Raw genomic sequence first — 23,635 nt, 5'->3', positions numbered from 1 at the left:
GGGCCCTCATTGTTGCTGCCCATCCAGGCGGGTGACCCGCGCCTGGCTCTGCAACAGCTCGCAGCCGCCGCCGTAGCGCACCCCGCGCACCGGGCAGGCATCCAGGTAATCCATGCCGACCGCCAGCTTGAGGTGTTCGTTGGCGGAGCAGGTGAGGTTGGTCACATCGAAGGTCTGCCAGCGCCCGTCAATCCACACCTCGGCCCAGGCATGCATCGCCACGTGGCTGCTGTCCTGGCTGTAGAGGTAACCGCTCACGTACCTGGCCGGCAGACCGGCGTGGCGGCAGCAGGTCAGGAAGACATGGGTGTGGTCCTGACAGACGCCGCTGCCCGAGGCGAGGGCCTCGTCGGCGCTGAAGGTGGCGTCCGTGCTGCCCGGCTGATAGGGCATGAGCGCCAGGATGCGCGCCATCAGCTCCTGCAGATCGGCCAGGGTCGGCTCGGATGGCAGGCACTCCTGCGCCAGGGCACGCAGGGCCTCGCTTGGGCAGGTGAGGGCGGTGGGCCTCAGGTAGCTCAGGGGGGAGATGAGGGAGGGCTCTTCGTCCTCCAGGGCGTCGTCGCGGATCTCCACCTCGCCATGGGCGCGGATCAATATCCCCTCGTGGGGGGACTCCAGGCTCAGCACGTGCAATATGTTGCCGTAACCGTCCGTGGTGCAGGTGGCTTCGCCCGGCAGCTCCAGCTGCCAGGAGAGGATCTGCTGGCGGGCCGTGCTGTGAGGGGTCAGGCGCAGGTACTGGGTGCTGCGGCGCACCACGTCGGCATAGTGGTAGCGGGTCTGGTGATCGATGATGAGTCTCATAATACCTCCAGGTAGGCGGCGTGGATGCTCTGGCCGATGGCGCCGATGTCGCTGAGGAAATCCCTCAGGTACGCCTGCATGCCGAGGGCGAACACATCCTCGATGGTGCCATAGGTCAGATGGGCGTTGAGTATGGTGGTGAGGCGCCGGGGCGTCTGGCCGGCGTTGCCCTCGATCTGGGCCAGGATCAGCTCCATCTCGTCGAGGCAGGCGCGCAGGGATCGCGGCACCTCGTTGCGCAGGATCAGCAGCTCGGCGATGGAGGCGTGGGAGAGGGTCTTGTAGAGGGTCTGGTGCGCCTCATAGGCTCCCACCGAGCGCAGCAGGGCGTTCCAGCGGTAGAACTCGCGCACGCTGTCTTCGTCTTCCCGGATCACCTGATACTTGACGGTGAGGATGCGCGCCGTGTTGTCGGCCCGCTCGATGAAGGTGCCAAGGCGCAGGAACCAGAGCACGTCACCCCGCATCATGGTGCCGTAGGTGGCGCCACGGAACTGGTGGGATCGCTCCTTGATCCAGTCGAAGAACTCCTGTGCCTGGCCGCTGGAAAGCCCCCCCTTGCGGCGCCTGCGTATCTCTATCCAGGCGGCGTTGATGCTCTCCCACACCTCTCCCGGGATCTTGCCGCGCACCCCGTGGGCGTTGTCCCTGGCCATGCGCAGGCAGCTGAAGATGCTGCTCGGGTTCTCCTCGTCGAAGCAGAAAAATTGCAGCAGGTTCTCCATGTTCACCTGGCCGTAGCGCGCCAGGAAAGGTTCGTGGGTGCCGCTGATGGTGAGAGGGGCCAGCAGCTCGCTGTGATCGGCGTCGATGGAGGGCATCAGCGACATGGTCTGGGTGACGTCCAGCATGCGCGCCGTGTTCTCCGCCCGCTCCAGGTGGCGGGACATCCAGTAAAGTTCGCTTGCGGTGCGGCTCAGCATGGGTTGCCCTCCATGACCCAGGTGTCCTTGGTGCCGCCGCCCTGGGAGGAGTTGACCACCAGGGAACCCTCGGTCAGGGCGACCCGGGTCAGGCCGCCTGGCACCAGGCGCAGCTCCTGGCCGGTGAGCACGAAGGGGCGCAGATCGATATGGCGGGGGGCTATGCCCGCCTCGACAAAGGTCGGGCAGGTGGACAGGGAGAGCGTCGGCTGGGCTATGTAGTTGTCCGGGCGCGCCTTGAGCAGCTCGCGAAAACGGGCCAGCTCCTCGCGGCTGGCGCAGGGGCCGATCAGCATGCCGTAGCCGCCGGCGCCATGGACCTCCTTGACCACCAGCTCTTCCAGGTGCGCCAGCACATAGGCCAGGGCGTCGGGTTCCCGGCACTGCCAGGTGGGGACGTTGTTGAGGATGGGCTCCTCTCCCAGGTAGAAGCGGATCATCTCCGGCACATAGGGGTAGATGGACTTGTCATCGGCCACCCCGGTGCCGATGGCATTGGCCAGCACCACGCCGCCTGCACGATAGACAGAGAGCAGGCCCGGCACGCCGATGAGGGAGTCTGGGTTGAAGGCCAGGGGATCCAGGTAGTCGTCGTCGATGCGGCGATAGATGACATCCACCCGTTTCAGCCCGGTGGTGGTGCGCATCAGCACCTGGCCATCCTTGACCACCAGATCTGCGCTCTCCACCAGCTCCACCCCCATCTGCTGGGCGAGGAAGCTGTGCTCGAAGTAGGCGCTGTTGAAGCGGCCCGGGGTCATCACCACCACGCAGGGGTTGTCCACCGGGCTGCTCTCGCGCAGGGTCTGCAGCAACAGGGCCGGGTAGCGCTCCACCGGCGCTATGGGCTGGTTGTGAAACAGCTCGGGGAAGAGGCGCATCATCATCTTGCGGTTCTCCAGCATGTAGGAGACCCCGGAGGGGGTGCGCAGGTTGTCCTCCAGCACGTAGTAGTCACCGTCGCTGTTGCGGATGATGTCCACCCCTGTGATGTGAACATAGGTGTTGCGGTGCAGGTCGACCCCCTGCATGCAGGGCTGGTACTGGGCATTGGTGAGGATCTGGGCGGCCGGGATCACCCCCGCCTTCAGGATGCGCTGATCGTGATAGATGTCGTGCAGGAAGGCGTTGAGGGCGGTGACGCGCTGGCGGATCCCCTTGTCCAGATGCTGCCACTCCTGGGCGGGGATGATGCGGGGAATGCTGTCGAACGGGATGAGACGCTCGGCGCCGTCCCCATCCCCATAGACGTTGAAGGTGATGCCGACCCGGTGAAACAGCAGATCGGCCTCCTCACGCTTGCGTTCTATGCTCTTCTCGTCGGTCTGGTGCAGCCACGCCAGGTAGGCGTGGTAGTGATCGCGAAACTGGTTGTTGGCGAGCAGCATCTCGTCGTAGCAACCGGGTCCGGGCGGCTTGATGGGTAGCATAGGCAACTCCTTGTGACGTCCCTGAGGTCAGGAATTGCAAGGGCTGTGCCAGTCAATTGAGTCGCTATGAAGGCCGATATCAGTAATTTTATACTGATAAATCAGAGAGATGAGTGCGTTGTCATCAAGGGGGAAATGTCGCTGCACCAGACTGGTACCCCAGAGAGGGTAGTCCTGCGTCATCTTGTGGCAGCGTCCCCAGACGCGATGAGCAGAGGCGGACAGGGAGGGGAGGCCGCGCTGCTTCGCCTTGCCCCGTGCCGGGGCAGTAGAAACGAAAAAGCCCAGTCCTGAGACTGGGCTTTAGAAGATGGCTCCCTCGACAGGACTTGAACCTGTGACATACGGATTAACAGTCCGCCGTTCTACCGACTGAACTACGAGGGAATTGGCTCCTCCTACTGGACTTGAACCAGTGACATACGGATTAACAGTCCGCCGTTCTACCGACTGAACTAAGGAGGAATTGCCTGTCTCGTCGAGACGGAGCGGATATTAATGATCCCCCGGACGGGTGTCAACCCGCCATCCCACGGAAAAATGGCTTTTCGGCCCGTTTGCCCAAAACTTGGGCGCTGTGGACTATTTTCAGCACAATCAGCAGCTTGAGGTGCCCCGCCGGCAGCCAAGGTTGATCTGGCCGTGAAGGCGCACCCCGGCCTGGAGGGGGCGGGGCAATGGATAAGCCGATCATGGAGGGGGGGAGGTGATGCATGTGCCTCTCGATAGGCTTGCCTCTGAGGCGATGGGCGAGGGATGCGGGAAAGAAGCTGGTTTGCGATGACCGGGTAACGGAAGGGATGGCTGGGAAAATCGGCGATATGCGAGCTATCGATGACAATAATGCGGGGTAATGGCCATTTCTTGATCCTGCCCATCGAATTATCGGGCCGGCTCGGGTATGGTTGCCCTGGATACCATCGCCGCGTCGACAGCTCTGCCGGCCCTTGATGATGATCGGGTGCCGGTTCACTCCGGCCTTTGTCTCCCTCTTCTGGTATTACCCTAGACATGCACAATCAAGCTTCCTTACAAGGCGTGAAGCTGGCTATCGCATTGCGCCAATCCTGCATCGATGAACCCTATAGCGTGGCGCGCTTCGGCCGCGACCTCATCGCCGGCATCACGGTCGGCATCATCGCCATTCCGCTCGCCATGGCGCTGGCCATCGCCAGCGGAGTGCCGCCCCAGCACGGCCTCTACACCGCCATCATCGCTGGCATCGTCATCGCCGTGACGGGGGGCTCGCGCTTCTCCATCTCGGGGCCGACCGCCGCCTTTGTGGTGATCCTCTATCCGGTGGCCCAGCAATTCGGGGTGGGGGGCCTGCTGATGGCGACCTTGCTCTCTGGCTTCTTCCTGGTGGCCATGGGGATGGCGCGCCTCGGTCGCCTCATCGAATACATTCCGCCCTCGGTGACCCTGGGTTTCACCGGCGGCATCGCCATCGTGATCGCCACCTTGCAGATCAAGGACTTCTTCGGCCTTACCGTGGCCGAAATGCCGGAAACCTATGTCGGCAAGGTGCAGGCGCTGGCCCATGCCCTGCCCAGCTGGCAGTGGGGTGATACCCTGGTGGGGGTGGCCACCCTGGCGGTGCTGCTGCTCTGGCCAAGATTGCGGCTGCCGGTGCCGGGTCACCTGCCAGCCGTGCTGGTGGGGGTGGGCCTGGGTGTCGGCCTGCACGCCCTGGGAGTGGACGTGGCCACCATCGGCAGCAAGTTCAGCTATACCCTGGCCGATGGCACCCAGGGCATGGGGATACCCCCCATAGCCCCGACCCTGGTGATGCCTTGGTCCCTGCCCGGGCCGGACGGTGCTCCCGTGGTCTGGGATCTGACGGCCATAGAGCGGCTGCTGCCCGCCGCCTTCTCCATGGCCATGCTGGGAGCCATCGAATCCCTGCTCTGTGCCGTCGTGCTGGACGGCATGACGGGGCGCAAGCACAGCTCCAACGGCGAGCTGGTGGGGCAGGGGCTTGGCAACATACTGGCCCCCTTCTTCGGCGGCATCACGGCGACGGCCGCCATCGCCCGCTCCGCCGCCAACGTGCGGGCGGGGGCCACCTCGCCCATCTCCGGCATAGTCCATGCGCTGGTGGTGCTGGCCGCCATTCTGGTGCTGGCCCCCTGGCTCTCCTGGCTGCCGCTCTCCGCCATGGCCGCTCTGCTGCTGCTGGTGGCCTGGAACATGAGCGAGGCTCACAAGGTGGTGGATCTGGTTCGCCGGGCGCCCCGCTCGGATGTGCTGGTGCTGCTGGTCTGCCTGTCCCTCACCGTCATCTTCGACATGGTCATCGCCATCACCTTCGGGGTGATCCTGGCGTCCCTGCTATTCATGCGTGAAATCGCCAAGATGACCCGACTGCACAACCTGGCCGAGCACGGTCGATATGCCAGCGAAGTGCCGGCGCAGACCCTGCTCTACAAGATCAACGGTCCCCTGTTCTTTGCCGCCGCTGAGCGGGTCTTCGAGGAGCTGCTGGCCCAGGTGGGGGAGCACAAGGTGCTGATCCTGCAGATGGAGGCAGTCTCCATCCTAGACGCAGGCGGGCTCTCTGCCTTCCAGCAATTTGCCAAACGCATGGCCAAGTCGGGTGTCCAGCTCAAGGTGGCCGAGTTGCAGTTCCAGCCCCTCAAGACCCTGGCGCGGGCCAAGGTGCGTCCTGTCCCGGGTGAGCTGGAGTTCTACGGCTCGCTGGAGGAGGCTATCAGAGGGGAACATTTGCACGAAGCGGTTGAAAATTGATGTAAAGGGATAGGAAACGGCATCTTTTTGGTCAGTTGGTTCGCAAATTGAGCAAACGATGGCGAAAGATGAAAAATGAGATTGACCGGCTTGCTCCTATCCCTTACATTACGCCCCGTTCCAGCGCAGCAGCGCAACGAACCACGTGGCGATTGAACACGTTAAACAGCAGTAAAAAATTTGGTGAGGTGTCCGAGTGGCTGAAGGAGCACGCCTGGAAAGTGTGTATACGGCAACGTATCGAGGGTTCGAATCCCTCCCTCACCGCCAAATAAAGTAAAAGGGCCTGTCGCAAGACAGGCCCTTTTACTTTATCCGGTGACGGGCGGCTCGGTTCGGACCCTGGTTCGACAAGAGGGCAGGATAGCCCGCTTGGACAGCCGAAGGCTGCCCGCAGGGCGAGCGCCAGGGATGGCGCGAGTCAATCTCGACCCACCGCCAAATTGAAAAACCGACCTCAGGGTCGGTTTTTTGCATCTGGGGGCACCGTAAACCTGATGCCCATAGAGGGAGGGTGAGAACCCTCGCCGGGTTCGAGCAGAGCAGTTTGCTGGGCTGCTCGGTTCGGACCCTGGTTCGACAAGAGGGCAGGATAGCCCCCTTGGACAGCAGCAGGCTGCCCGCAGGGCGAGCGCCAGGGATGGCGTCAGTCAATCCAAGCCCACCGTCACATTCAAAGCCCGACCTGATGGTCGGGCTTTTTTGTTTTTTGGTGCCCTAATTTCCTCGGCTTCAGCGCAGGGTGGCTGTGTCTCCTTGCCGGAGACGGCAATACGTCCGTCTTATGCCACCTTTTCCTTCCCTATCTGCATCAGAAGATCACCCCCACCAGCCTGTCGAGCAGAGCCTCGAAGGAGAAGAGGGTGAGGAGCAGGGGCAGGAAGGGCACCACAGTCGCGAGCACCAGTTGCAGGAGCATGTCCCGGCTGAATGGTATTGGCTTGATCTCCTTGATGACGGCATAGGCATTGCCCAGATCGGCGAGGGACTGGATATCCGAGGCGCCGAGCAGGGATTCCCCGTCTCTGTCCGCCGTGCGCAGCCAGCGGTGTTCGAAGCTGCGGCTGTATTCGGCGGCGAGGGCGCCGTATTCCCGCAGCCCCAGACGCTTGGCCGCCAGAATATGGGGGGCAAAGACCGTCAGCGGTGCCAGCACCAGCAGCAAGCCGAAGCCGGCGAGCAGAATGATCTCTGGTTTGTAGGCGGTGAGCACGGCGGCGTCATAGAAGATCTTGTTGGCGATAAAGCCGGCCAGCTGGGCCCCCAGAGCGGTCAGCAGCGGCGAGTAGGCGTAGGCCGAGCCCCCGAGAAAGCCGAGGCCGCAGTTGCGATCGGGATGGGTCGGTATGAGGGAGAGGGGGATCCGGGAGACCTGCCAGAGGAAGCGGGTCCAGATAAGAAGCCGGTAGAGCCAGCGCAGGAGCAGGAACTGGATGATGGGGTTGCTCACCCAGAAGAACCAGAAACCGGGCAGGGTCAGGGTCGGGCGACCCCCTTCCATGGTGGCGTACCAGGTCGAGGACTCCAGGACGAAGGTGTGGGTCCGGATGAAGTACCCCATAGAGAGGACCAGCAGGATGAGCCCGACCTCCGCGGGGATAGAATTTCGCCAGATCATGGCGCTGCGAATGGCGTCATGAAAGCGTGGCAAGGAGAGTGGCGAGATCAGTCCCCGTTCGATGAACTGGCTGACGATCCCCCGGATGCGCTGGTGGACGACGAGTTCGGCGAACACCAGCAAGGAGACGCAGATGAGAAAGCGGACATGGGTCTCTACGTCCAGCAGAAAAGGCACTGCCACCCCTTGCAGCAGGCTGCCTTCCAACCCGCATAGCAGCAACAGGGGCAGCCAGCAGATCCCGCTCAGTACGAGGATCCGTCGTCTGATGTGCGCCTCTATGTCACCAAGATGTGCCCGACTCCACAGCTGATAGAGGGGGCCCCCCAGGATCAGGGAGAAGTTGCTGGGATCGGACAGGGGAGGGCTGAGGGGATCGGGCGGGGTGACAGGCCTGTGATGCGACATGATGGGACCACCTTGCTGTGCGACAAATGTGCCATCCGGCCGCCATCGGCTCCCTCTGCCACCAAGGTGGAAGGGGGGCTGCGGGCCGGGATCCGGGCTTGGTGTCATGAGTGCACCATGACAGATCCTCTGAACTCAACCTCTTTATTGGCTGAAAACCCCATATGCAACAGGATTAGCAGAGGAAAATGACTGCCGTGACGGCGGGGTCCACCGCAATGTCCCTGAGCCAAGCCCCATGGTTATAGGTATAGCGTTTGCCATGGACTGGCGATGTGATCAGCCCACGACAATTTTCCCCTTGGGAAGCGCCAGCGCTCCCGATGATGGCTGGTACGGCTCCTTGCCTCAGGGCCGAGCCGTGTCAGAGAAAGAGGGGCTGTAATGGGTGAGATAACGGCAAAAGAGCCGTGCTTTCATCGTCGATGGCAGTATCACATGCTGGTATGGGCAATATCTTGCCGTGATGGCGGGGTTAAATACTGTCATTGCAATAAATGCCAGCGATAGACTCTGGATGCGCAAGGCGTTGCGGTATGCAGATAGGGACGTGGGCGAGAAATAACTTCAAATTTTTGTTTTATAACAAAAAAATGAATTGGCATGGTCACTGCTAATGGTTTCGGTTGAGTGTCATTACCGTTCAACCAATCAGGAGCAAACTCATGCCAACTCCATGTTATATCAGCATCGAAGGTAAAACCCAGGGCAACATCACCGCCGGTGCCTTCACCTCCGACTCCGTCGGCAACATCTTCGTGCAGGGTCACGAAGACGAGATGCTGGTGCAAGAGTTCCAGCACGTGGTCACAGTCCCGACCGACCCGCAATCCGGTCAGCCTGCGGGCCAGCGTGTCCACAAGCCGTTCAAGTTCACCGTGGCCCTGAACAAGGCCGTGCCGCTGATGTACAACTCCCTGGCCTCCGGCGAGATGCTGCCGAAAGTGACCCTGAAGTGGTACCGCACCTCGGTGGAGGGCAAGCAGGAGCACTTCTTCTCTACCGTGCTGACCGATGCCACCATCGTCGACATCGACTGCCAGATGCCCCACTGCCAGGATCCGGCCAACGCCGACTTCACCCAGCTGATCCAGGTCTCCCTGGCCTACCGCAAGATCGACTGGGAACACACAGTAGCCGGTACCTCGGGTGCTGACGACTGGCGTGCCCCTATCGAGGCTTGATGCCATGAGGGAGCACTCGTTCGGGTGCTCCCTTTTCTGAATCAGACAAGGAGGCAGCATGCCAAGAGAGTCGTTCTATCCCGATACCAATGAACCACACATTCACCTGCACAGAGGGGGGGCCACCTTCACCGACATTGGCCACAGCCATAGAACCCTGGTGCGGGGCTCTTTGGTGTATCGCGGCACCCTGCAGGAGGTCATTGCCGAGCTGCAAAGACGCGGTGATGCCCGCAGCCTGCAGATGGCGCAATACATCCAGGCCAATCTGGCGTGACCTCGAAGGCCGGGATACCGGCCTGCTTGTGACTCCCATCCGATAACGCCCCCGTCTGTTTTTCTTCTGCTCGTTTGCAGCTGTGAGCGAGCACAAGAAAGATCACGACTGAAGTTCCAACCGCGCGCCTTTGGGCGTGCGGTAGCCATGGCGGCGAAAAAACGGCGGCCAGGGTGGATCTCTCACTCCCCTTGACGTCACCCGGCAGTATTGCAGGGCCGGGTTCACAGCAGAGGCGCGCCGATGGCAGACAGCACAGGATTACAATTTACCGTCAGGGTAGGGGCCCTGCCCGAGAACACCTTCGTGGTGGCGGAGTTTGCCCTGGATGAAGGGTTGAACCGGCCGTTCAACCTGCGCCTTGAGCTGGCAAGCGCCCAGCCCGATGTGGATTTCGGCGCCGTGCTGGACCAGCCCTGCGAGCTCTTGGTGTGGTACAACGGAGAGCTGCAACGGCGGGTGTGCGGGGTGGTGAGCGACATGGCGCAGGGGGACAGCGGTTTTCGCCGTACCCGCTACACCCTTGACGTTAAACCGGCGCTATGGCGGCTCTCCCTTCGCCAGAACTCCCGCATCTTCCAGGCGCAGAAGCCCGACGAAATCCTCAGTATCCTGCTGCAAGAGCACGGCATCACCGACTACGCCTTTGCGCTCAAGAATGATCACGCCAAACGGGAATACTGCGTCCAGTACCGGGAGAGCGACCTCGACTTCGTCGATCGCCTCGCTGCCGAAGAGGGGCTCTTCTACTTCTTTGAGTTCGAGCAGGGCAAGCATCGCATCGTCTTTGCCGACGACGCAGCGGCCCTGACCGCTGGCCCCGAGCTCTTCTTCAACCTCGGCAACCGCTCCCTGGAGCAGGGCCCCTATGTCCGTCAGTTCCACTACCGGGAAGCGGTGCGCCCCTCGGATGTGGAGCTCAAGGACTACAGCTTCAAGACCCCGGCTTATGGCCTCTCCCACAAGAAGGTGGGGGCAGAGCTTGCGCACCAGCGCGATACCTACCAGCACTTCGACTACCCGGGCCGCTACAAGTTGGACCCGAGCGGCAAGGCCTTTGCCCTGCATCGGCTGGATGCCCTGCGCAATGACGCTGTCACCGGCAGTGGCAAGTCCAACTGCGCGGCCCTGCTGCCGGGTCAGACCTTCTCGCTGACCGAACACCCTAACGGCAGCCTCAACACCGACTGGCAAGTAGTGCGCATCAGCCACACCGGCTTGCAGCCCCAGGCGTTGGAAGAGGAGGGGGGCAGCGGCCCCACCGTCTACCACAACGAGTTTGGGGTGGTGAAAGCGAGCACTACCTGGCGGGCGCTGATGCCGGCCAGGCCCATGGTGGATGGCCCGCAAATCGCCATCGTTGTTGGCCCCGAGGGCGAGGAGATTTACTGCGACGAGCACGGCCGGGTGAAGCTGCAGTTCCCCTGGGACCGCTACGGCAGCTCCAACGATCAGAGCTCCTGCTGGGTACGGGTGAGCCAGGGCTGGGCGGGTGGTCAGTACGGCATCATGGCCATCCCGCGTATCGGCCACGAGGTCATAGTGAGTTTCCTCGAAGGGGACCCGGACCAGCCCATAGTGACCGGTCGCACCTATCACGCCACCAACAGGCCCCCCTACGAGTTGCCGGCCAACAAGACCCGCACAGTGCTGCGCACCGAGACCCATCAGGGTGAAGGGTTCAACGAACTGCGCTTCGAAGACCAGGCGGGGCAGGAAGAGATCTATATCCATGGTCAGAAAGACCTGAACCTGTTGATAGAAAACGACGCCGCCTGGCATATCAAGCACGACGAGCACAGGGACATCGACAATGAGCGGGTGACCCGCATCAGAAAGGTGCCGGGAAAGGAGGGGGTCCCACCGAGCCTGGGTAATGACCACCTGACGGTGAAGGGCGAAAAACGCGACCAGATAAAGGGCGATTATTCGCTGACCGTGGATGCGTCCATGCACCAAAAACTCGGGCAGAGCTGGCTCACTCAGGCGGGTCAGGAGGTGCACGTCAAGGCCGGCGCCAAGGTGGTGCTGGAGGCGGGTTCTGAAATTACCGTCAAGGTCGGCGGCTGCTTTATCAAGGTCGATGGCGGTGGCGTCACCCTGGTCGGCCCCACCATCAAGATGAACTCCGGCGGCAGCGCTGGTTCAGGCTCAGGCTGGGCAGGGCAGGCTCCGGTATTCCCGAAGGGGGTAGCCAAGCCGGATGCTCCGCCAGCCTCACTAATTGCTAGCTCGGTGCCATCCCAGACATCGGCCGTACCCATGATGGTGCAAGCTGTTATCAATCAGGGCGAGACGTTGTCGAGCCCCTTGGTTAATTCTGGTCCCCTTGTGGCCAGTACACCGGCGATTCACTCCGATAGCGTGTTAACGAGAGGTGTGACAAAGCCTGATCGCAAGCCGGGCAAACCAAACAAGGATACTCAGAAACTGATCAAGGGCTATATTACGCCTTTGGCCAAGCGTGGCTTGTTGGTCGGTGAGCCGACCCAGCCCATTATGTTGGGGTTCGAGGTTTGCCGAGTCGACTCCGAGGTTCGGCTGGACGCGCCACGGGCCTATAATCGCGAGGATGCCATCTTCACCGAGAAGGTCCTCACTGCCACCGGCGCTCAGGCAACGTCCCTTGAGGGGGGATTACAGATTGGTAACCATTGGGGCAAGGAGGTGCTGGGGGAGCAGGTCAGTTTAATCAACGTGGTTAATGGCACGGCTGGCACGGTCGGTATCCGAATCCCTCTTGATAACTTGGTTGAAGGCCAGCCCGTGGTGCTAACCTCGGGAGCGCTGAGCGGATGTACGATGATCTACGCCCATGATCGAGACTTCTTCTACGCCTACCACACGGGCCAGCCGGGTGGCATGGATTGGCGAACTGGGGTAGATGGAATCGCAACTACAGCGGCATGTCACAGCCTCTTGGCCGGACGAGATCCTGGGGATTTACCGGGAAACAACGACAGCTTGCTGGATATCTTCTCCTCCTACGAGGGGGCCTTCATTACCTACTTAGGTAAGACGGGCACCACTATGAGCCGAGGTGCGCTCAAGGTGACGACATTTGATTACAACCTGGCCAAGACCACCCGCCGGGATCCCAGGGCTGGTTACGCTTACGCGCTATTGGCCCGGGTCGGCAGTAGAGTCAAGATCAAAGCCTTGTCCGAAGATGTATTGATCAGCATGAAAGATCAGAAGATCACCCGGCTCGCGGGACAAAAGATCAAGTTCGTGTCCTAAGGAAACTGGATACATTCATATGATGAGGTCAGGTTTTCGACCTCGAAAGGATGGTCGTGTTTCGCCCTGGTCAAAGGAGCAGGGTTATGACTCTTGGCTTATGGTGGTCAATAAGTCTGGTCAGGTGATACAGATAACCAAGCTGGATAAGTCAGCCAATGCCGTAGGTACGATTTTGATCAAGTAGGAGCAGTGAATGAGTTCGTTTATTGAACAGCGTCGAGATCCACTACTATCTGAGCCATTTTTTTTAGAACAGATAGAGGATTATAAAGAGTCATCATATTTTGACCCATGTTGGTGGGCTAAAATAAACGATCCTTTACACGAACGCTGGAGTGATCCGCATAGACGTCCTACACGCTCCATGGCCAGTGAAAGTATGTTCATGGACAACTTGGAACATGCGATCCTCCTCTATTCTGGTGGTGCATCCCACGAAGATGTAAGAGCATGTCTCTCGATAGTAAAAAAAGAACTGTTACGTCATAAGAAAGAGTTTTTAGATAGTGTTTTTTATTATTGGGAGCAAGATGCATATCAATATCTGCTCTGGATGTTCTCTTTAAGCATCCTCTATGAGCAGGATGAGATGCTGCCCGAGTTGGTACGCTATATCAGCAAAAATCCGGAAGGAGACGATGATCCGCTGTGGAGCGTATTGTTGGCTCGCTTGGGCTATCCCGGTTTTCCTCGCGGTCCCGAATCCTATATTCCAGAGGTTTATCGCCCTTTATTCGATGCCATCAAGGGAGATGGTGTGAATCCCACCAAGGTTGAGTGTCAGGTGAGTATCAAGCAATATCTCAAGGGATGGTACAAGGGCTGTAAAGAGTGCTATTGGTACGACAGACACAAGGCAAAGCATGCCATTTATTTTGGCTATTGGGCCTTTGAAGCGGCGCTCGTGACCCTGCTCTATGAGTTGGATGACAGCAGCTATCGGGAGATGCGCTATTACCCCAAGGATCTGGTCGATTATGCCAGAGACAATGGTATTGCAGAAAAATGGCAGGCACTGCGAGTGGCTCAACACCCCATTGCCATGCCGGGCTCAGTGGCGGAGCAAGATGGCAACTGGCGGTGCAACCTGACCGATGAGCAGTGGCAACTGCGCAAAGGGCAGAGGCTGCCCTCGCAGACCCATATCAACGAGGATGACATGTTGTTCTGGGTAAAGGAGTAGTCCGCATTTATCGATCATGTATAGCCTGCATGATCGATTTATCTCGAACCGCGCGACATTTTTATACTATTGCGACATTGCTTGGTTCCGTGGTTTTGTATGAAAAGCAGTCGAGGAAAACAAGTGAAGGTGATAAAAAAAGTATTCCTGCTCCTCTCTGTCATCATCTTGTCTCCCCTGTTGATACCCATGGTTTATGCCGAAAGACGAAGAAAAAAGTGGTTTCTATCAACGTTGCTATCCCCTCTGCCTGAAGAGATCCGAGTCGACAGAGTGAACGCGCTGATGAATACCAATGCCGATGAGCTTCAGGACGGTATAGTGTCAATACTTGTTGCGCTGAATTCCGATGAGCATTGGGGATGTCTCAATATCGACTGGCGAGACGTCGAGGAAGTTGAGTTACAGGGCAACGCATTGGCGGATATTCATGGTTTGAAGGAGCACTTCATTTGCTCTGAGCCGGATGAGGATGCATCGGTTTGGAGCATGTTGGTGCTTTATGACTTGTGGCTGCAAGCGCGAGGATATGAAGTCGTGCTTTGGGATTTAGATGCAGATCAATATACAGGCTTTATTTGTCGCTCAGATATTCTCGATAAGCTGTTAAATGAGGGGCGTAAGCTGGGTCTGGACCTGGTCAAGCTGGACCATGTGAACGAGCAATAGTGCTTTGTATCGGCATGAGGGTCCCTAGAACACGGTCAATTTTAAAGAGAGCTGAAGAGAAATAGCAAATACACCAGGTGGTCAGAAAGTGTTATACACGCAGCCACCCCTCCCATCTTAATTATTCGCAGATATAGATAATGACATACCGCATATTATGGTTGGCACTGGCGAGCAGCTGGTTAACCGCTTGTACCACAACTACACCACTCACCGAGTCTGAACTCTCTCAAGCCGCCCGCCAGGGCCAGGGCAAGGCGCAATATGAGCTGGCCAATCGTCTGGCCGCCAAGCCCGATTATCCAGAGGCCATGCGCTGGATGAAGCAGGCCGCGGAGCAAACCGGGCCTTTGGCGGCGGATGCCGATATTCGCGGTAAAGCGGCGCTGCAGGTGGGGAGCTGGTATCAGGCTGGTTTGGGTGAACCCAAGAACCCCAGGCTGACCCATGACTGGTGGCAGCGTTCGGCCAAGCTGGGCAATCGCGACGCCAGCTATCAACTCGGCAAGGAGTGCCAGCATCAGCACCAGGACAAGCTGGTAAGCGCGTGTCTCGACTGGTTCGAGCAGGCTGCCAAACGGGATCATGTCGGTGCTCAGTTGGTCCTGGGAGAGTGGTACGCCAGCCAGCCCGGCGCCGATGCCGATGCGGTTCAGTGGCTGGAAAAGGCCGCCGAGCAGGGGAATCGTGACGCCCAATATCGGCTCGGCCTGCGTTATGAGCAGGGCAAGGGGGTGAGCAAGCGTCCCGACCTTGCCCTGCGTTGGTACGAAAAGGCAGCCGCCCAGCAGCAGCCGGATGCCTTGTTGACCCTGGCTCGCCAAGCAAATATGACAGAGGCGTTTCCCCTTTATCAGCGTGCCGCCAATGCGGGCTCCCCATCAGCTCAGCTGTGGCTGGGACAGGCCTATCTGGAGGGTGAACAGGTGCCCCAGGATCTGGCGCTGGGCCGGTACTGGCTGGAGCTGGCCGCAGGCCAGGGTTTCCATGAGGCCGAATACCAGTTGAGCCTGCAGCAGACCGATGCGGTTGCCCGTGAACATTGGCTGACTCTGGCCGCTGCTGGCGGTGTGAGTCAGGCTCAGCTTGAGCTGGCAATCTTGCAGCAGGAGAGGGGGGAGCTGAAGGCGGCTCGCCAGAGCCTTTCCCTTGCGGCGGGTGAAGGCAATGTGGATGCCCGCTATGCCTATGGCGAGATGTTGCGGCTGGGGCTCGGCGGCGAGGCGGATTACAGTCTTGCATTGAAACAGTACCGACTGGCGGCAAATGCCAACCACCGACAGGCGCAGTATCGGATGGGCACCATGCGTGAACAGGGCTGGGGTGCGCCTCGCAACAGATTGCATGCCTATGCATGGTATTTGCTGGCAGCCACGGATGGCAATACAGATGCGACTGCCGCCAGCCGTGAGCTGGAAAAAGGCATGACAGAACAAGAGAAGGGAGCCGGACAGAAACTGGCGCAGCACTGGTTTGTGACACTGGAAAAAAACCGACAGCTGATGCAGCCACGCAACGACATTTAGCGCCATGAATATGGTTGCCGATGTCACATATTCGCAGTGAATGAATGATATCTTTTCCCTCATATTGCTCCGGTTCTCTTGTCACTAATCAGTCATGAAGCCGTCATGAAACCACCTCATGGCGGCTTTCTTATTTATCAGTAGACACTTTTTGTTACAAAATCAATCTTGAAATAGGTTGTCGATTGACCTTTTCATGATGTGAAGTTCATTTAATCTCTTGGGTAAATATCAGATTTATCCTACATGAATAATGGCTTTTCTGATTTACGCTTGTTTGACACAATGCAGTGTTAAGTTCGACAGCATGATTGCAACCTCATGTTTTAACTGATATTTTTTATTTTTTCTTGTTTTTAAATCCATCTTAAATATTTTATTGTTGACTGATCTGTATTTGAAAATATACCATTTGTCGCAAATGGCTCTCTAGCCAAGATGATCTCTAACAAAGAGTAGAGACGTTATCGGGTTGTATTAAGTAACAAGATGCATACTGTGTTCTCGGTTGCCAAGCCTCGCCTTGTCATATATCGAGAATACACCGTCGGCTGATGTTTTTTTGTCAGGATCCCTGCCGATCCCGTCAACTGTCATTTGTTACAGTTGCTGACAGATGCATTGGCTATAAGCTTTAGGGTCTTCATGGATCCTTAACTTGGTATTTAGAGCATGGGAAAAGGAATTGATGGCGCCACTGTTGCGCCCAAAGAGCGTATCAATATCAAATATGTGCCGGCAACCGGTGGTCAACAGGCGGAAATAGAGCTTCCGTTGACCATGATGGTGGTTGGCAATATGAAAGGACGCACGGAAGAGACCCCCATTGAGGAGCGTCAGACCGTCTCCATCGACAAGAATAATTTTTCCTCTGTCATGAAAGAATCTGCACTGGAGCTGAAGTTCTCCGTTCCCAACCGTCTGGAAGAAAACAGCCAGGACGAGTTGCCAGTGTCGATCAAGATCCAGTCTCTGGAAGACTTCACCCCCGACAGCGTGGCCCAGCAGGTTCCCGAGCTGCGCAAGCTGCTGGAACTGCGTGAGGCCCTGGTTGCCCTGAAAGGACCCCTGGGAAATATCCCGTCCTTCCGCAATCGTTTGCAGGATCTGCTGTCCAGTGACGAGGCTCGCGAGCAACTGCTCAAAGAGCTGGATCTGATTAAGCCTGCCGAGTGATCCGCAGATTAATTGACTGACTGATAAGGAAAAAATATGTCTTTGGTCGAAGAACAGGTTCAAGCGGGGGCGAGTGCGGCCTCCTCGTCCTTGCTGGACGAAATCATGGCGCAGGCCCGCATCACCCCGGTGGATGAGGGATACAGTGTCGCCAAGCAGGGGGTTGCCGCCCTGATCGCCAACATTCTGGACAGCGGTACCACCTCGGAGCCGGTCAACAAGGCGCTGGTGGACAGCATGATTGTCGAGCTCGACAAGAAGCTGAGCAAGCAGATGGATGTCATCCTGCACGCCAAAGAGGTGCAGGAGCTGGAGTCCTCCTGGCGCTCCCTCAAGCTGCTGGTGGATCGCACCGATTTTCGTGAAAACATCAAGATCCAGGTGCTCCATGCGACCAAGGAAGAGCTGCTGGAAGATTTCGAGTTCTCGCCCGAGATCACCCAGTCCGGCCTCTACAAGCATGTCTATTCGACCGGTTACGGCCAGTTTGGCGGCCAGCCTGTCGGCGCCGTGATCGGCGACTATGCCTTCACTCACAGCTCCCCCGACATCAAGCTGATGCAGTATGTCAGTGCGGTGGGCGCCATGGCCCACGCACCTTTCATCTCCTCTGTCGCACCTGCCTTCTTTGGCGTGGACAGCTTCACCGATCTGCCGTCCATCAAGGATCTCAAGTCGGTCTTCGAAGGCCCGTCCTACACCAAGTGGCGCTCCCTGCGTGAATCGGAAGATGCCCGCTATCTGGGGCTGACCGCACCGCGTTTCCTGGCTCGTCTGCCCTATGATCCGACCGAAAACCCCATCAAGGGCTTCAACTATCAGGAAGACATCAGCTCGGATCACGACCACTACCTGTGGGGCAACACCGCCTATCTGATGGGCACCTCCCTGACCGACAGCTTCGCCAAGTATCGCTGGTGCCCGAACATCATTGGTCCCCAGAGCGGCGGTGCCATCCACGATCTGCCGGTGCATGTCTACGAGGCCATGGGTCAGCTGCAGGCGAAGATCCCGACCGAGGTGCTCATCACCGACCGTCGTGAATACGAGCTGTCCGAAGAGGGTTTCATCACCCTGACCATGCGCAAGGACAGCGACAACGCGGCCTTCTTCTCCGCCAACTCGGTGCAAAAACCCAAGGTGTTCCCGAACACCAAGGAAGGGAAGGAAGCCGAGACCAACTACAAGCTCGGCACCCAGCTGCCCTACATGTTCATCATCAATCGCCTGGCGCACTACATCAAGGTGCTGCAGCGCGAGCAGATCGGCTCCTGGAAGGAGCGTCAGGATCTGGAGCGTGAGCTGAACGGCTGGATCAAGCAGTACGTGGCCGATCAGGAAAACCCGCCGGCAGACGTGCGCAGCCGTCGCCCGCTGCGTGCCGCCCAGATCAAGGTGCTGGACGTGGAAGGGGAGCCGGGCTGGTATCAGGTCGCCATGGCCGTGCGCCCGCACTTCAAGTACATGGGGGCCAGCTTCGAGCTGTCCCTGGTGGGTCGTCTGGACAAGGAATAATGCCCGATGCCGTATCTCTCTTCCTGGGATAGAGGCAATGCGGCCAGTCTGTTTGACCGGATCCGGGGGGAGGGGCTTGTCTCCTCCCCCCAATCGGACGTTGAGGAGCTGATCGACTCGGTCAAACGCCAGCTCGATCAGATCCTCAACACTCGCCCCGGCAATTGCCGCAGCGCGCCCGAGCTCGGTGTCATCGATCTCAATGATGCCACCCAGGGCAGCGCCGACATCCGTGGGCGGATCCGTGAGGCGATCCGGCAATGCATCCGCCGCTATGAGCCGCGGATCATTCATGTGGATGTGCGTTCACCCGACCATCAGGCGAGCCCGCTTGAGATGTCGTTTCAGGTGACGGCCCACGTGAGACTGGAGCATATCGAGCAGGTTACCTCGTTCAACGTCCATATGGACAGCCACCGTCACTACCGCATGGTCTGATCTCAATGTCGCTGGAACATTACTTCAGGGATGAATTGGCATTTTTGCGCCTGCAAGGGCGCGAATTTGCCGATGCGCATCCCGAACTCACCCGTTTCCTGTCGGAGCAAAATACCGATCCGGACGTGGAACGCCTGCTGGAAGGCTTCGCGTTTCTCACCGGCAATCTGCGCGCCAAGATAGAGGATGAGTTCCCCGAGCTGACTCACGGTCTGCTCAATATGCTCTGGCCCAACTATCTGCGCCCCGTGCCCAGCATGACCATCATGCAGTTCTCGGTGATACCGGGAGCCATCACCCAGCCGGCGCTGGTGAAGCAAGGCTGCCAGCTCGACAGCCTGCCCATGGACGAGGTGACCTGTCACTTCCAGACCAGTCACGATGCCTGGGTCTATCCGGCCGATATCCGCCACATCGCTGCCCAAAGCGGCAACGATCTCTCCACCATTTCGCTGGATATCGCCCTGCATGCCCCCTTGCCATTGAGCGAACTGCAGCTGGACAAGCTGCGTTTCTTCCTCGGTGGCGACAGTTACACCGCCTATGAGCTCTACTTCTGGCTCTCCAACCAGCTCTCCCACATAGAGCTGGAGATCGACGGCAAGCGCTTTCGTCAGGAGGCCAAGGCGCTCAAGCCCGTCGGCTTCGAGCGCGACGATGCGCTCCTGCCCTATCCGAACAACGTCTACTCCGGCTACCGGATCCTGCAGGAGTACTTCTGCTTCCCGGAGAGCTTCCTCTTCTTCGAACTCTGCGGTGGCGACTGGCCCAAACAGCCACTGCCGGTGAGCGAATTCAAGATCCACTTCTGTTTCGACCGGCCCCTGCCAGCGGAACTCAAGATCCGCCCCGACTCCTTCATGCTCAACTGCGTGCCGGCCATCAATCTGTTCCAGCACGACAGCGAGCCGGTCAACCTCAACGGCCGCCAGACGGAGTACCCCCTCAAGGCGAGTTATCGCCATGCGGACAGCTTCGAGATCTTCTCGGTCGATGAGGTCGAGGGCTGGGTCGAGGGTAACCTGGGGCGCTCCCGCGGTACGCCGCGCATCTATCAGCCGTTCGAGAGTTTCCAGCACCAGATAGAGCGGGCCAAGCAGCGGCTGGCGCTCTATTACCGGGTGCGGGTCAGAGAGTCGGTGAGCGGCGACGGTTTCGAGCACAGCCTCTCCTTCGTGCGGGGGGATGAAACCACCACAGTCAATCTGGATGAGTCCATCTCTGTCACCCTGACCTGCACCAACCGCTCCCGTGCCGCCCGTCTCAAGGTGGGCAGCATCTGCGTGCCCACCGGCAGCTCGCCCTCGTTTGCCACCTTCCGCAACCTGATCCGGCCGACCCGGCCGTTGCGACCGGCCCTCGATGGCAGCCTGCACTGGACGCTGATCTCCAACCTCTCGCTCAACTATGTCTCCCTGCTGCGCCGCGATGCACTGGTGCAGGTGCTGCGCACCTACGATTTCCCGGCGCTGCACGACAAGCAGGCGGAGCAGGCGTCGCGCAAGCGGCTGGCGGGGATAGAGCAGATCGAAACCAGCCCGGTAGACAGGCTGGTGCGGGGCATGCCGGTGCGCGGGCTCAAGTCGGTGCTCTCCATTCGCCAGTCCGCCTTTGGCAGCGAAGGGGAGCTCTATCTGTTCAGCACAGTGCTGGCCCACTTCTTCTCGCTTTATGCCAGCGTCAATGCCTTCCACCTGCTTGAGGTGGTCAATCTCGACAACAAGGAGCGTTACCTGTGGCCAGTCCAGATCGGTCAGCACTCCCTGATGTGACGTCCGCCAGGGACGCGCCCCGCTTCTGCTTCTTCCAGCTGGTTGAACTGCTCAACCGGCTGGACGGTACCGATCAGGAGCGCAGGCTCGATCACCTGCCCGGGGATGAGGGGATCCGCTTCAAGGCGACCGCCTCCCTCGGTTTTCCCACCAGCGACGTGCTGCAGATCGGCCGCGATGGCAAGGGGCGCCACGAGCTGGAAGTGGCCTTCCTCGGCCTGCACGGCAGCCAGTCGCCCATGCCCGGCTACTACCTGGACTCCCTGGCGTGGGAATACGCCCAGGGGGAGCAGAAGCTGGGTCTCTTTCTGGACTTTTTCCACCACCGTCTGCTGACCCTGCTGCACCGGATCTGGCGCAAGTATCGCTATCACGTGCGCTTTCAGGACAACGGCAAGGATGGCTTCTCCCGCCTGATGTTCGCCCTGGTGGGGCTGGGCAACGAGGCGGTCTGCCAGAGCCTGCCGGTCAACCGCGCCAAGATGCTCTCCTATGCAGGGCTGCTGGCCAGCCCCAGCCGCTCCCCCGAGGTGGTGGCCGGTCTGGTGGCGCACTGTTTCGATCTGGCGCAGGTGGAGGTGAGTGCCTGGCAATGGCGCAGGGTACCCATTCATCAGGACCAGCAAAACCGGCTGGGCAGCGCCTGCGCCACCCTGGGGGACGATTTTGTCATCGGCGACAAGGTGAATGACTGTGCGGGCAAGTTTCTATTGAAGATCAACAACCTGAGTTTTGGGCAGTTTCTCGGGTTTCTGCCGAACGGGGAGCACTTCCCCGCCCTGGTGACCTTTGTCTCCTTCATCCTGCGCGATCAGCTGGCCTGGGATCTGCGACTTGGTTTCGGCCAGGAGCAGGCCAGGGGGCTGCGGCTGGGGGAGGAGCAGAGTGCCCGCCTGGGGTGGAGTACCTTTCTTGGCCAGCCGCCGAGTGATCCCTTCGTGACCATTTGTGTGCAGGAGTGAATGTGGACGACTTTAACCAGCAACTTTCCCTGGTGGTGCTCAACAGCGAGCAGCTCGACGGCAACCAGCAGGGGCAATACCGCTTCGACGAGATGGGGGGGACCCTGGGGGCCTCCGAGCAGGATGATTGGCAACTGCGAGACAGGTTGGGGGCGGTCATACCGGCCCACGCCCGGGTCGAGCACCAGGATGGCCGCTTCTGCCTGTGCGATCTGAGCGGCCAGACCTACATCAATGGCGCGACCTCGCCCATAGGACGGGCCCGCAAGGTGTATCTGGAGCAGGGGGACGAGCTCGTCGTCGGCCCGTTCCGGCTGCGTGCCTATCTGGGGGCCATCTCGGCCGAGCAGAGCCTGCAGCAGGTGCTGGGCACGCGCCCGGCCGAACAGCTCGACGAGTGGCTGACCGGCGATGAGCCGGTCAGCCAGCCCATGGCCGATCCGCGTGCCCTGGCCGTCGACCCCCTGCTGGCGCTGCAGCATGAGCGCAACCCCCTGACCCCGCTGGTCGATGCTCGTCACCAGCCTGACTCGAACCCGCAACCGGGCAGGGAATACTCCTCCCTGTCCCCCTTTTCTGCCGCCGAGAACACCATGAACCAAGAATTTCTGGATATGCCCACCATAGAGAACCATCCCGATTATGCCCATCCGCTGGAGGGGGTTGATCACGTCGCCCTGACCCCGCTGATGCGTGGCCTGGGTCAGCCGTTGCAGTTGCAGGATACCCAGCAGGCCCACGACATGCTCGAAGAGATGGGCAAGACGGTGCGGGCCATGGTGGAGGGACTGTTGCAACTGCAAAGCGATCAGGCGGCGCTGGCGGACAAGCACCTGCGTCCCATCGAGGACAACCCGCTGCGGCTCGGGCTCGACTATGACGAGACCCTGGCGGTGATGTTTGCCGAGCAGAAGAGCCCGGTGCACCTGACTGCCCCGGCGGCGGTGGCCGAGAGCCTGCGCAATGTGCGCATCCACCACGTGGCGAACCAGCAGGCGATCGGCGCGGCGCTGGACAGCATCCTCCAAGCCTTCTCGCCCGAGGCCCTGCTCGGTCGCTTCGAGCACTACCGCCGCACCGGCACCCCCGGCATGGCCGACGAGGGCTGGGCCTGGAACATGTATCAGCACTACTACCGCGAGCTCACCTCGGCCCGCCAGCAGGGGTTCGACAAGCTGTTCCACCAGGTGTATGCCCAGGCTTATGACCAGGCCGTGCGTCAGCAACAGGGACTGATTTGATGATTCGTGCGTTGATGCTGGGGGCCTGTGTGCTGACCCTGGCAGCTTGTACCACCATGGGCAAGATGGCCGACGTGGCCATGAACCCGGATATCCAGGTGGGCAGCAATGACAGCCAGCCCTCCACCCTGGGGCTGAGCCTGGTGGCCGAGCCCGACGTCAACCCCAACGAGAGCGGGGAGGCGGCGCCTATTGAGTTTCAGGTGCTGCTGCTGGCGGAAGATTCCAAGCTGCTCGCCACCGACTACGACCAGGTGACAGAGGACGTGGAGAAGGCCCTTGGCAAGAACTACCTGGATCATCAGGACTACACCCTGCTGCCGGGGCAGTTCAAGTATCTGCCCCCCATCAAGCTTGACGATAAGACCCGCTACATCGGGGTGATCGCGCGCTATGCCGATCCCGACAGCGCCGAGTGGCGCAAGGTCATCAAGGTCAAGAGCAAGGGCACGGCCTATCAAATCCTGGTTCATCTGCGTCTGGATGAAGTGGAACTGCAACAAGAAGAAGAATAA

The 23,635-nt window shown here is 59.6% G+C and carries 18 protein-coding genes, 3 tRNA genes and 1 pseudogene; 16 read left to right on the top strand and 6 right to left on the bottom strand.

Translation table 11 applies throughout. From position 1 onward, the window contains the following. Positions 1-6 precede the first annotated feature (6 nt). The 5 genes from WIR04_RS12505 to WIR04_RS12485 form a co-directional block, all read right to left on the bottom strand. Positions 7-807: a transglutaminase family protein gene (locus WIR04_RS12505; protein WP_338887306.1), complete on the bottom strand. Its 801-nt coding sequence runs from the start codon at positions 805-807 to the stop codon at positions 7-9. Beyond that, positions 804-1,730: an alpha-E domain-containing protein gene (locus tag WIR04_RS12500; protein WP_338887304.1), complete on the bottom strand. Its 927-nt coding sequence runs from the start codon at positions 1,728-1,730 to the stop codon at positions 804-806. The genes WIR04_RS12505 and WIR04_RS12500 overlap by 4 nt, the downstream gene beginning before the upstream one ends. Beyond that, a complete protein-coding gene (locus WIR04_RS12495; protein ID WP_163137298.1) occupies positions 1,724-3,160 on the bottom strand; it encodes a circularly permuted type 2 ATP-grasp protein in 1,437 nt (478 codons plus the stop codon). Before WIR04_RS12495 ends, WIR04_RS12500 begins: the two co-directional genes overlap by 7 nt. Positions 3,161-3,471: 311 nt before the next feature. After that, positions 3,472-3,547 (bottom strand) — tRNA-Asn (locus WIR04_RS12490). A gap of 2 nt (positions 3,548-3,549) precedes the next feature. After that, positions 3,550-3,625, bottom strand: a tRNA-Asn gene (locus WIR04_RS12485). A 546-nt stretch (positions 3,626-4,171) separates the two neighbouring features. Between WIR04_RS12485 and dauA the strand changes: the two genes are divergently transcribed. Both dauA and WIR04_RS12475 read left to right on the top strand, forming a co-directional pair. Next, a complete protein-coding gene (gene dauA / locus WIR04_RS12480; RefSeq protein ID WP_338887301.1) occupies positions 4,172-5,908 on the top strand; it encodes a C4-dicarboxylic acid transporter DauA in 1,737 nt (578 codons plus the stop codon). A 182-nt stretch (positions 5,909-6,090) separates the two neighbouring features. Beyond that, positions 6,091-6,178, top strand: a tRNA-Ser gene (locus tag WIR04_RS12475). Positions 6,179-6,719: 541 nt separating this feature from the next. Here WIR04_RS12475 and WIR04_RS12470 read toward each other — a convergent pair. Continuing rightward, entirely contained in the window at positions 6,720-7,934 is a 1,215-nt protein-coding gene (locus WIR04_RS12470; protein WP_338887299.1) for a hypothetical protein, read from the bottom strand. 665 nt (positions 7,935-8,599) lie between these two features. On the opposite strand from WIR04_RS12470, the gene hcp1 reads away from it, so the two are divergent. The 14 genes and pseudogenes from hcp1 to tssJ all read left to right on the top strand — a co-directional run bounded on the left by hcp1 (position 8,600) and on the right by tssJ (position 23,635). Beyond that, positions 8,600-9,118, top strand: a complete 519-nt coding sequence (gene hcp1 / locus WIR04_RS12465; RefSeq protein ID WP_025326621.1) for a type VI secretion system effector Hcp1 — start codon at positions 8,600-8,602, stop codon at positions 9,116-9,118. A gap of 58 nt (positions 9,119-9,176) precedes the next feature. Continuing rightward, positions 9,177-9,395: a hypothetical protein gene (locus tag WIR04_RS12460; protein ID WP_025326622.1), complete on the top strand. Its 219-nt coding sequence runs from the start codon at positions 9,177-9,179 to the stop codon at positions 9,393-9,395. Positions 9,396-9,638: 243 nt separating this feature from the next. After that, positions 9,639-11,588: pseudogene (tssI, locus tag WIR04_RS12455) on the top strand (type VI secretion system tip protein TssI/VgrG); the annotation flags it as partial. A 69-nt stretch (positions 11,589-11,657) separates the two neighbouring features. After that, a complete protein-coding gene (locus tag WIR04_RS12450; RefSeq protein ID WP_338892556.1) occupies positions 11,658-12,635 on the top strand; it encodes a cytotoxic necrotizing factor Rho-activating domain-containing protein in 978 nt (325 codons plus the stop codon). Between the two features lie 196 nt (positions 12,636-12,831). Next, positions 12,832-13,821: a PoNi-like cognate immunity protein gene (locus WIR04_RS12445; protein ID WP_338887296.1), complete on the top strand. Its 990-nt coding sequence runs from the start codon at positions 12,832-12,834 to the stop codon at positions 13,819-13,821. A gap of 99 nt (positions 13,822-13,920) precedes the next feature. Further along, entirely contained in the window at positions 13,921-14,490 is a 570-nt protein-coding gene (locus WIR04_RS12440) for a DUF6630 family protein (RefSeq protein WP_307764659.1), read from the top strand. A gap of 140 nt (positions 14,491-14,630) precedes the next feature. Further along, positions 14,631-16,016 (top strand): tetratricopeptide repeat protein, encoded by a 1,386-nt coding sequence (locus tag WIR04_RS12435; RefSeq protein WP_338887293.1) that lies wholly within the window; start codon positions 14,631-14,633, stop codon positions 16,014-16,016. Positions 16,017-16,688: 672 nt separating this feature from the next. Next, a complete protein-coding gene (gene tssB / locus WIR04_RS12430) occupies positions 16,689-17,192 on the top strand; it encodes a type VI secretion system contractile sheath small subunit (RefSeq protein WP_025326628.1) in 504 nt (167 codons plus the stop codon). A gap of 36 nt (positions 17,193-17,228) precedes the next feature. Further along, the gene (gene tssC / locus WIR04_RS12425; protein WP_025326629.1) at positions 17,229-18,707 is read left to right on the top strand and encodes a type VI secretion system contractile sheath large subunit; all 1,479 of its coding nucleotides are present in this window, start codon (positions 17,229-17,231) and stop codon (positions 18,705-18,707) included. A gap of 6 nt (positions 18,708-18,713) precedes the next feature. Next, positions 18,714-19,145, top strand: coding sequence for a type VI secretion system baseplate subunit TssE (tssE, locus tag WIR04_RS12420; RefSeq protein ID WP_025326630.1), 432 nt, complete (start codon positions 18,714-18,716; stop codon positions 19,143-19,145). A 5-nt stretch (positions 19,146-19,150) separates the two neighbouring features. Then, on the top strand, positions 19,151-20,917 hold the full coding sequence (gene tssF / locus WIR04_RS12415) for a type VI secretion system baseplate subunit TssF (RefSeq protein ID WP_338887287.1): 1,767 nt from the start codon (positions 19,151-19,153) through the stop codon (positions 20,915-20,917). Continuing rightward, a complete protein-coding gene (gene tssG, locus WIR04_RS12410) occupies positions 20,881-21,879 on the top strand; it encodes a type VI secretion system baseplate subunit TssG (protein ID WP_338887285.1) in 999 nt (332 codons plus the stop codon). Before tssF ends, tssG begins: the two co-directional genes overlap by 37 nt. Positions 21,880-21,881: 2 nt before the next feature. Then, positions 21,882-23,120: a type VI secretion system-associated FHA domain protein TagH gene (gene tagH, locus WIR04_RS12405; RefSeq protein WP_338887283.1), complete on the top strand. Its 1,239-nt coding sequence runs from the start codon at positions 21,882-21,884 to the stop codon at positions 23,118-23,120. After that, positions 23,120-23,635, top strand: coding sequence for a type VI secretion system lipoprotein TssJ (gene tssJ, locus WIR04_RS12400; RefSeq protein WP_025326633.1), 516 nt, complete (start codon positions 23,120-23,122; stop codon positions 23,633-23,635). The genes tagH and tssJ overlap by 1 nt, the downstream gene beginning before the upstream one ends.

It is taken from the genome of Aeromonas rivipollensis (assembly GCF_037811135.1).
Taxonomy (GTDB): domain Bacteria; phylum Pseudomonadota; class Gammaproteobacteria; order Enterobacterales; family Aeromonadaceae; genus Aeromonas; species Aeromonas rivipollensis.
Note: the sequence above shows the minus strand (reverse complement) of the source record. Positions and strands in the feature narration are given on the sequence as shown.

What these genes read in the sequence shown, in the direction of transcription:
- tssE (WP_025326630.1), top strand. Translation starts at nt 18,714, where the DNA reads ATGCCGTATCTCTCTTCCTGGGATAGAGGCAATGCGGCCAGTCTGTTT.
- tssJ (WP_025326633.1), top strand. Translation starts at nt 23,120, where the DNA reads ATGATTCGTGCGTTGATGCTGGGGGCCTGTGTGCTGACCCTGGCAGCT.
- WIR04_RS12440 (WP_307764659.1), top strand. Translation starts at nt 13,921, where the DNA reads ATGAAAAGCAGTCGAGGAAAACAAGTGAAGGTGATAAAAAAAGTATTC.
- WIR04_RS12435 (WP_338887293.1), top strand. Translation starts at nt 14,631, where the DNA reads ATGACATACCGCATATTATGGTTGGCACTGGCGAGCAGCTGGTTAACC.
- WIR04_RS12505 (WP_338887306.1), bottom strand. Translation starts at nt 807, where the DNA reads ATGAGACTCATCATCGATCACCAGACCCGCTACCACTATGCCGACGTG.
- hcp1 (WP_025326621.1), top strand. Translation starts at nt 8,600, where the DNA reads ATGCCAACTCCATGTTATATCAGCATCGAAGGTAAAACCCAGGGCAAC.
- WIR04_RS12495 (WP_163137298.1), bottom strand. Translation starts at nt 3,160, where the DNA reads ATGCTACCCATCAAGCCGCCCGGACCCGGTTGCTACGACGAGATGCTG.
- WIR04_RS12450 (WP_338892556.1), top strand. Translation starts at nt 11,658, where the DNA reads ATGATGGTGCAAGCTGTTATCAATCAGGGCGAGACGTTGTCGAGCCCC.
- tssB (WP_025326628.1), top strand. Translation starts at nt 16,689, where the DNA reads ATGGGAAAAGGAATTGATGGCGCCACTGTTGCGCCCAAAGAGCGTATC.
- tssC (WP_025326629.1), top strand. Translation starts at nt 17,229, where the DNA reads ATGTCTTTGGTCGAAGAACAGGTTCAAGCGGGGGCGAGTGCGGCCTCC.
- WIR04_RS12470 (WP_338887299.1), bottom strand. Translation starts at nt 7,934, where the DNA reads ATGTCGCATCACAGGCCTGTCACCCCGCCCGATCCCCTCAGCCCTCCC.
- WIR04_RS12460 (WP_025326622.1), top strand. Translation starts at nt 9,177, where the DNA reads ATGCCAAGAGAGTCGTTCTATCCCGATACCAATGAACCACACATTCAC.
- dauA (WP_338887301.1), top strand. Translation starts at nt 4,172, where the DNA reads ATGCACAATCAAGCTTCCTTACAAGGCGTGAAGCTGGCTATCGCATTG.
- tssF (WP_338887287.1), top strand. Translation starts at nt 19,151, where the DNA reads ATGTCGCTGGAACATTACTTCAGGGATGAATTGGCATTTTTGCGCCTG.
- WIR04_RS12500 (WP_338887304.1), bottom strand. Translation starts at nt 1,730, where the DNA reads ATGCTGAGCCGCACCGCAAGCGAACTTTACTGGATGTCCCGCCACCTG.
- WIR04_RS12445 (WP_338887296.1), top strand. Translation starts at nt 12,832, where the DNA reads ATGAGTTCGTTTATTGAACAGCGTCGAGATCCACTACTATCTGAGCCA.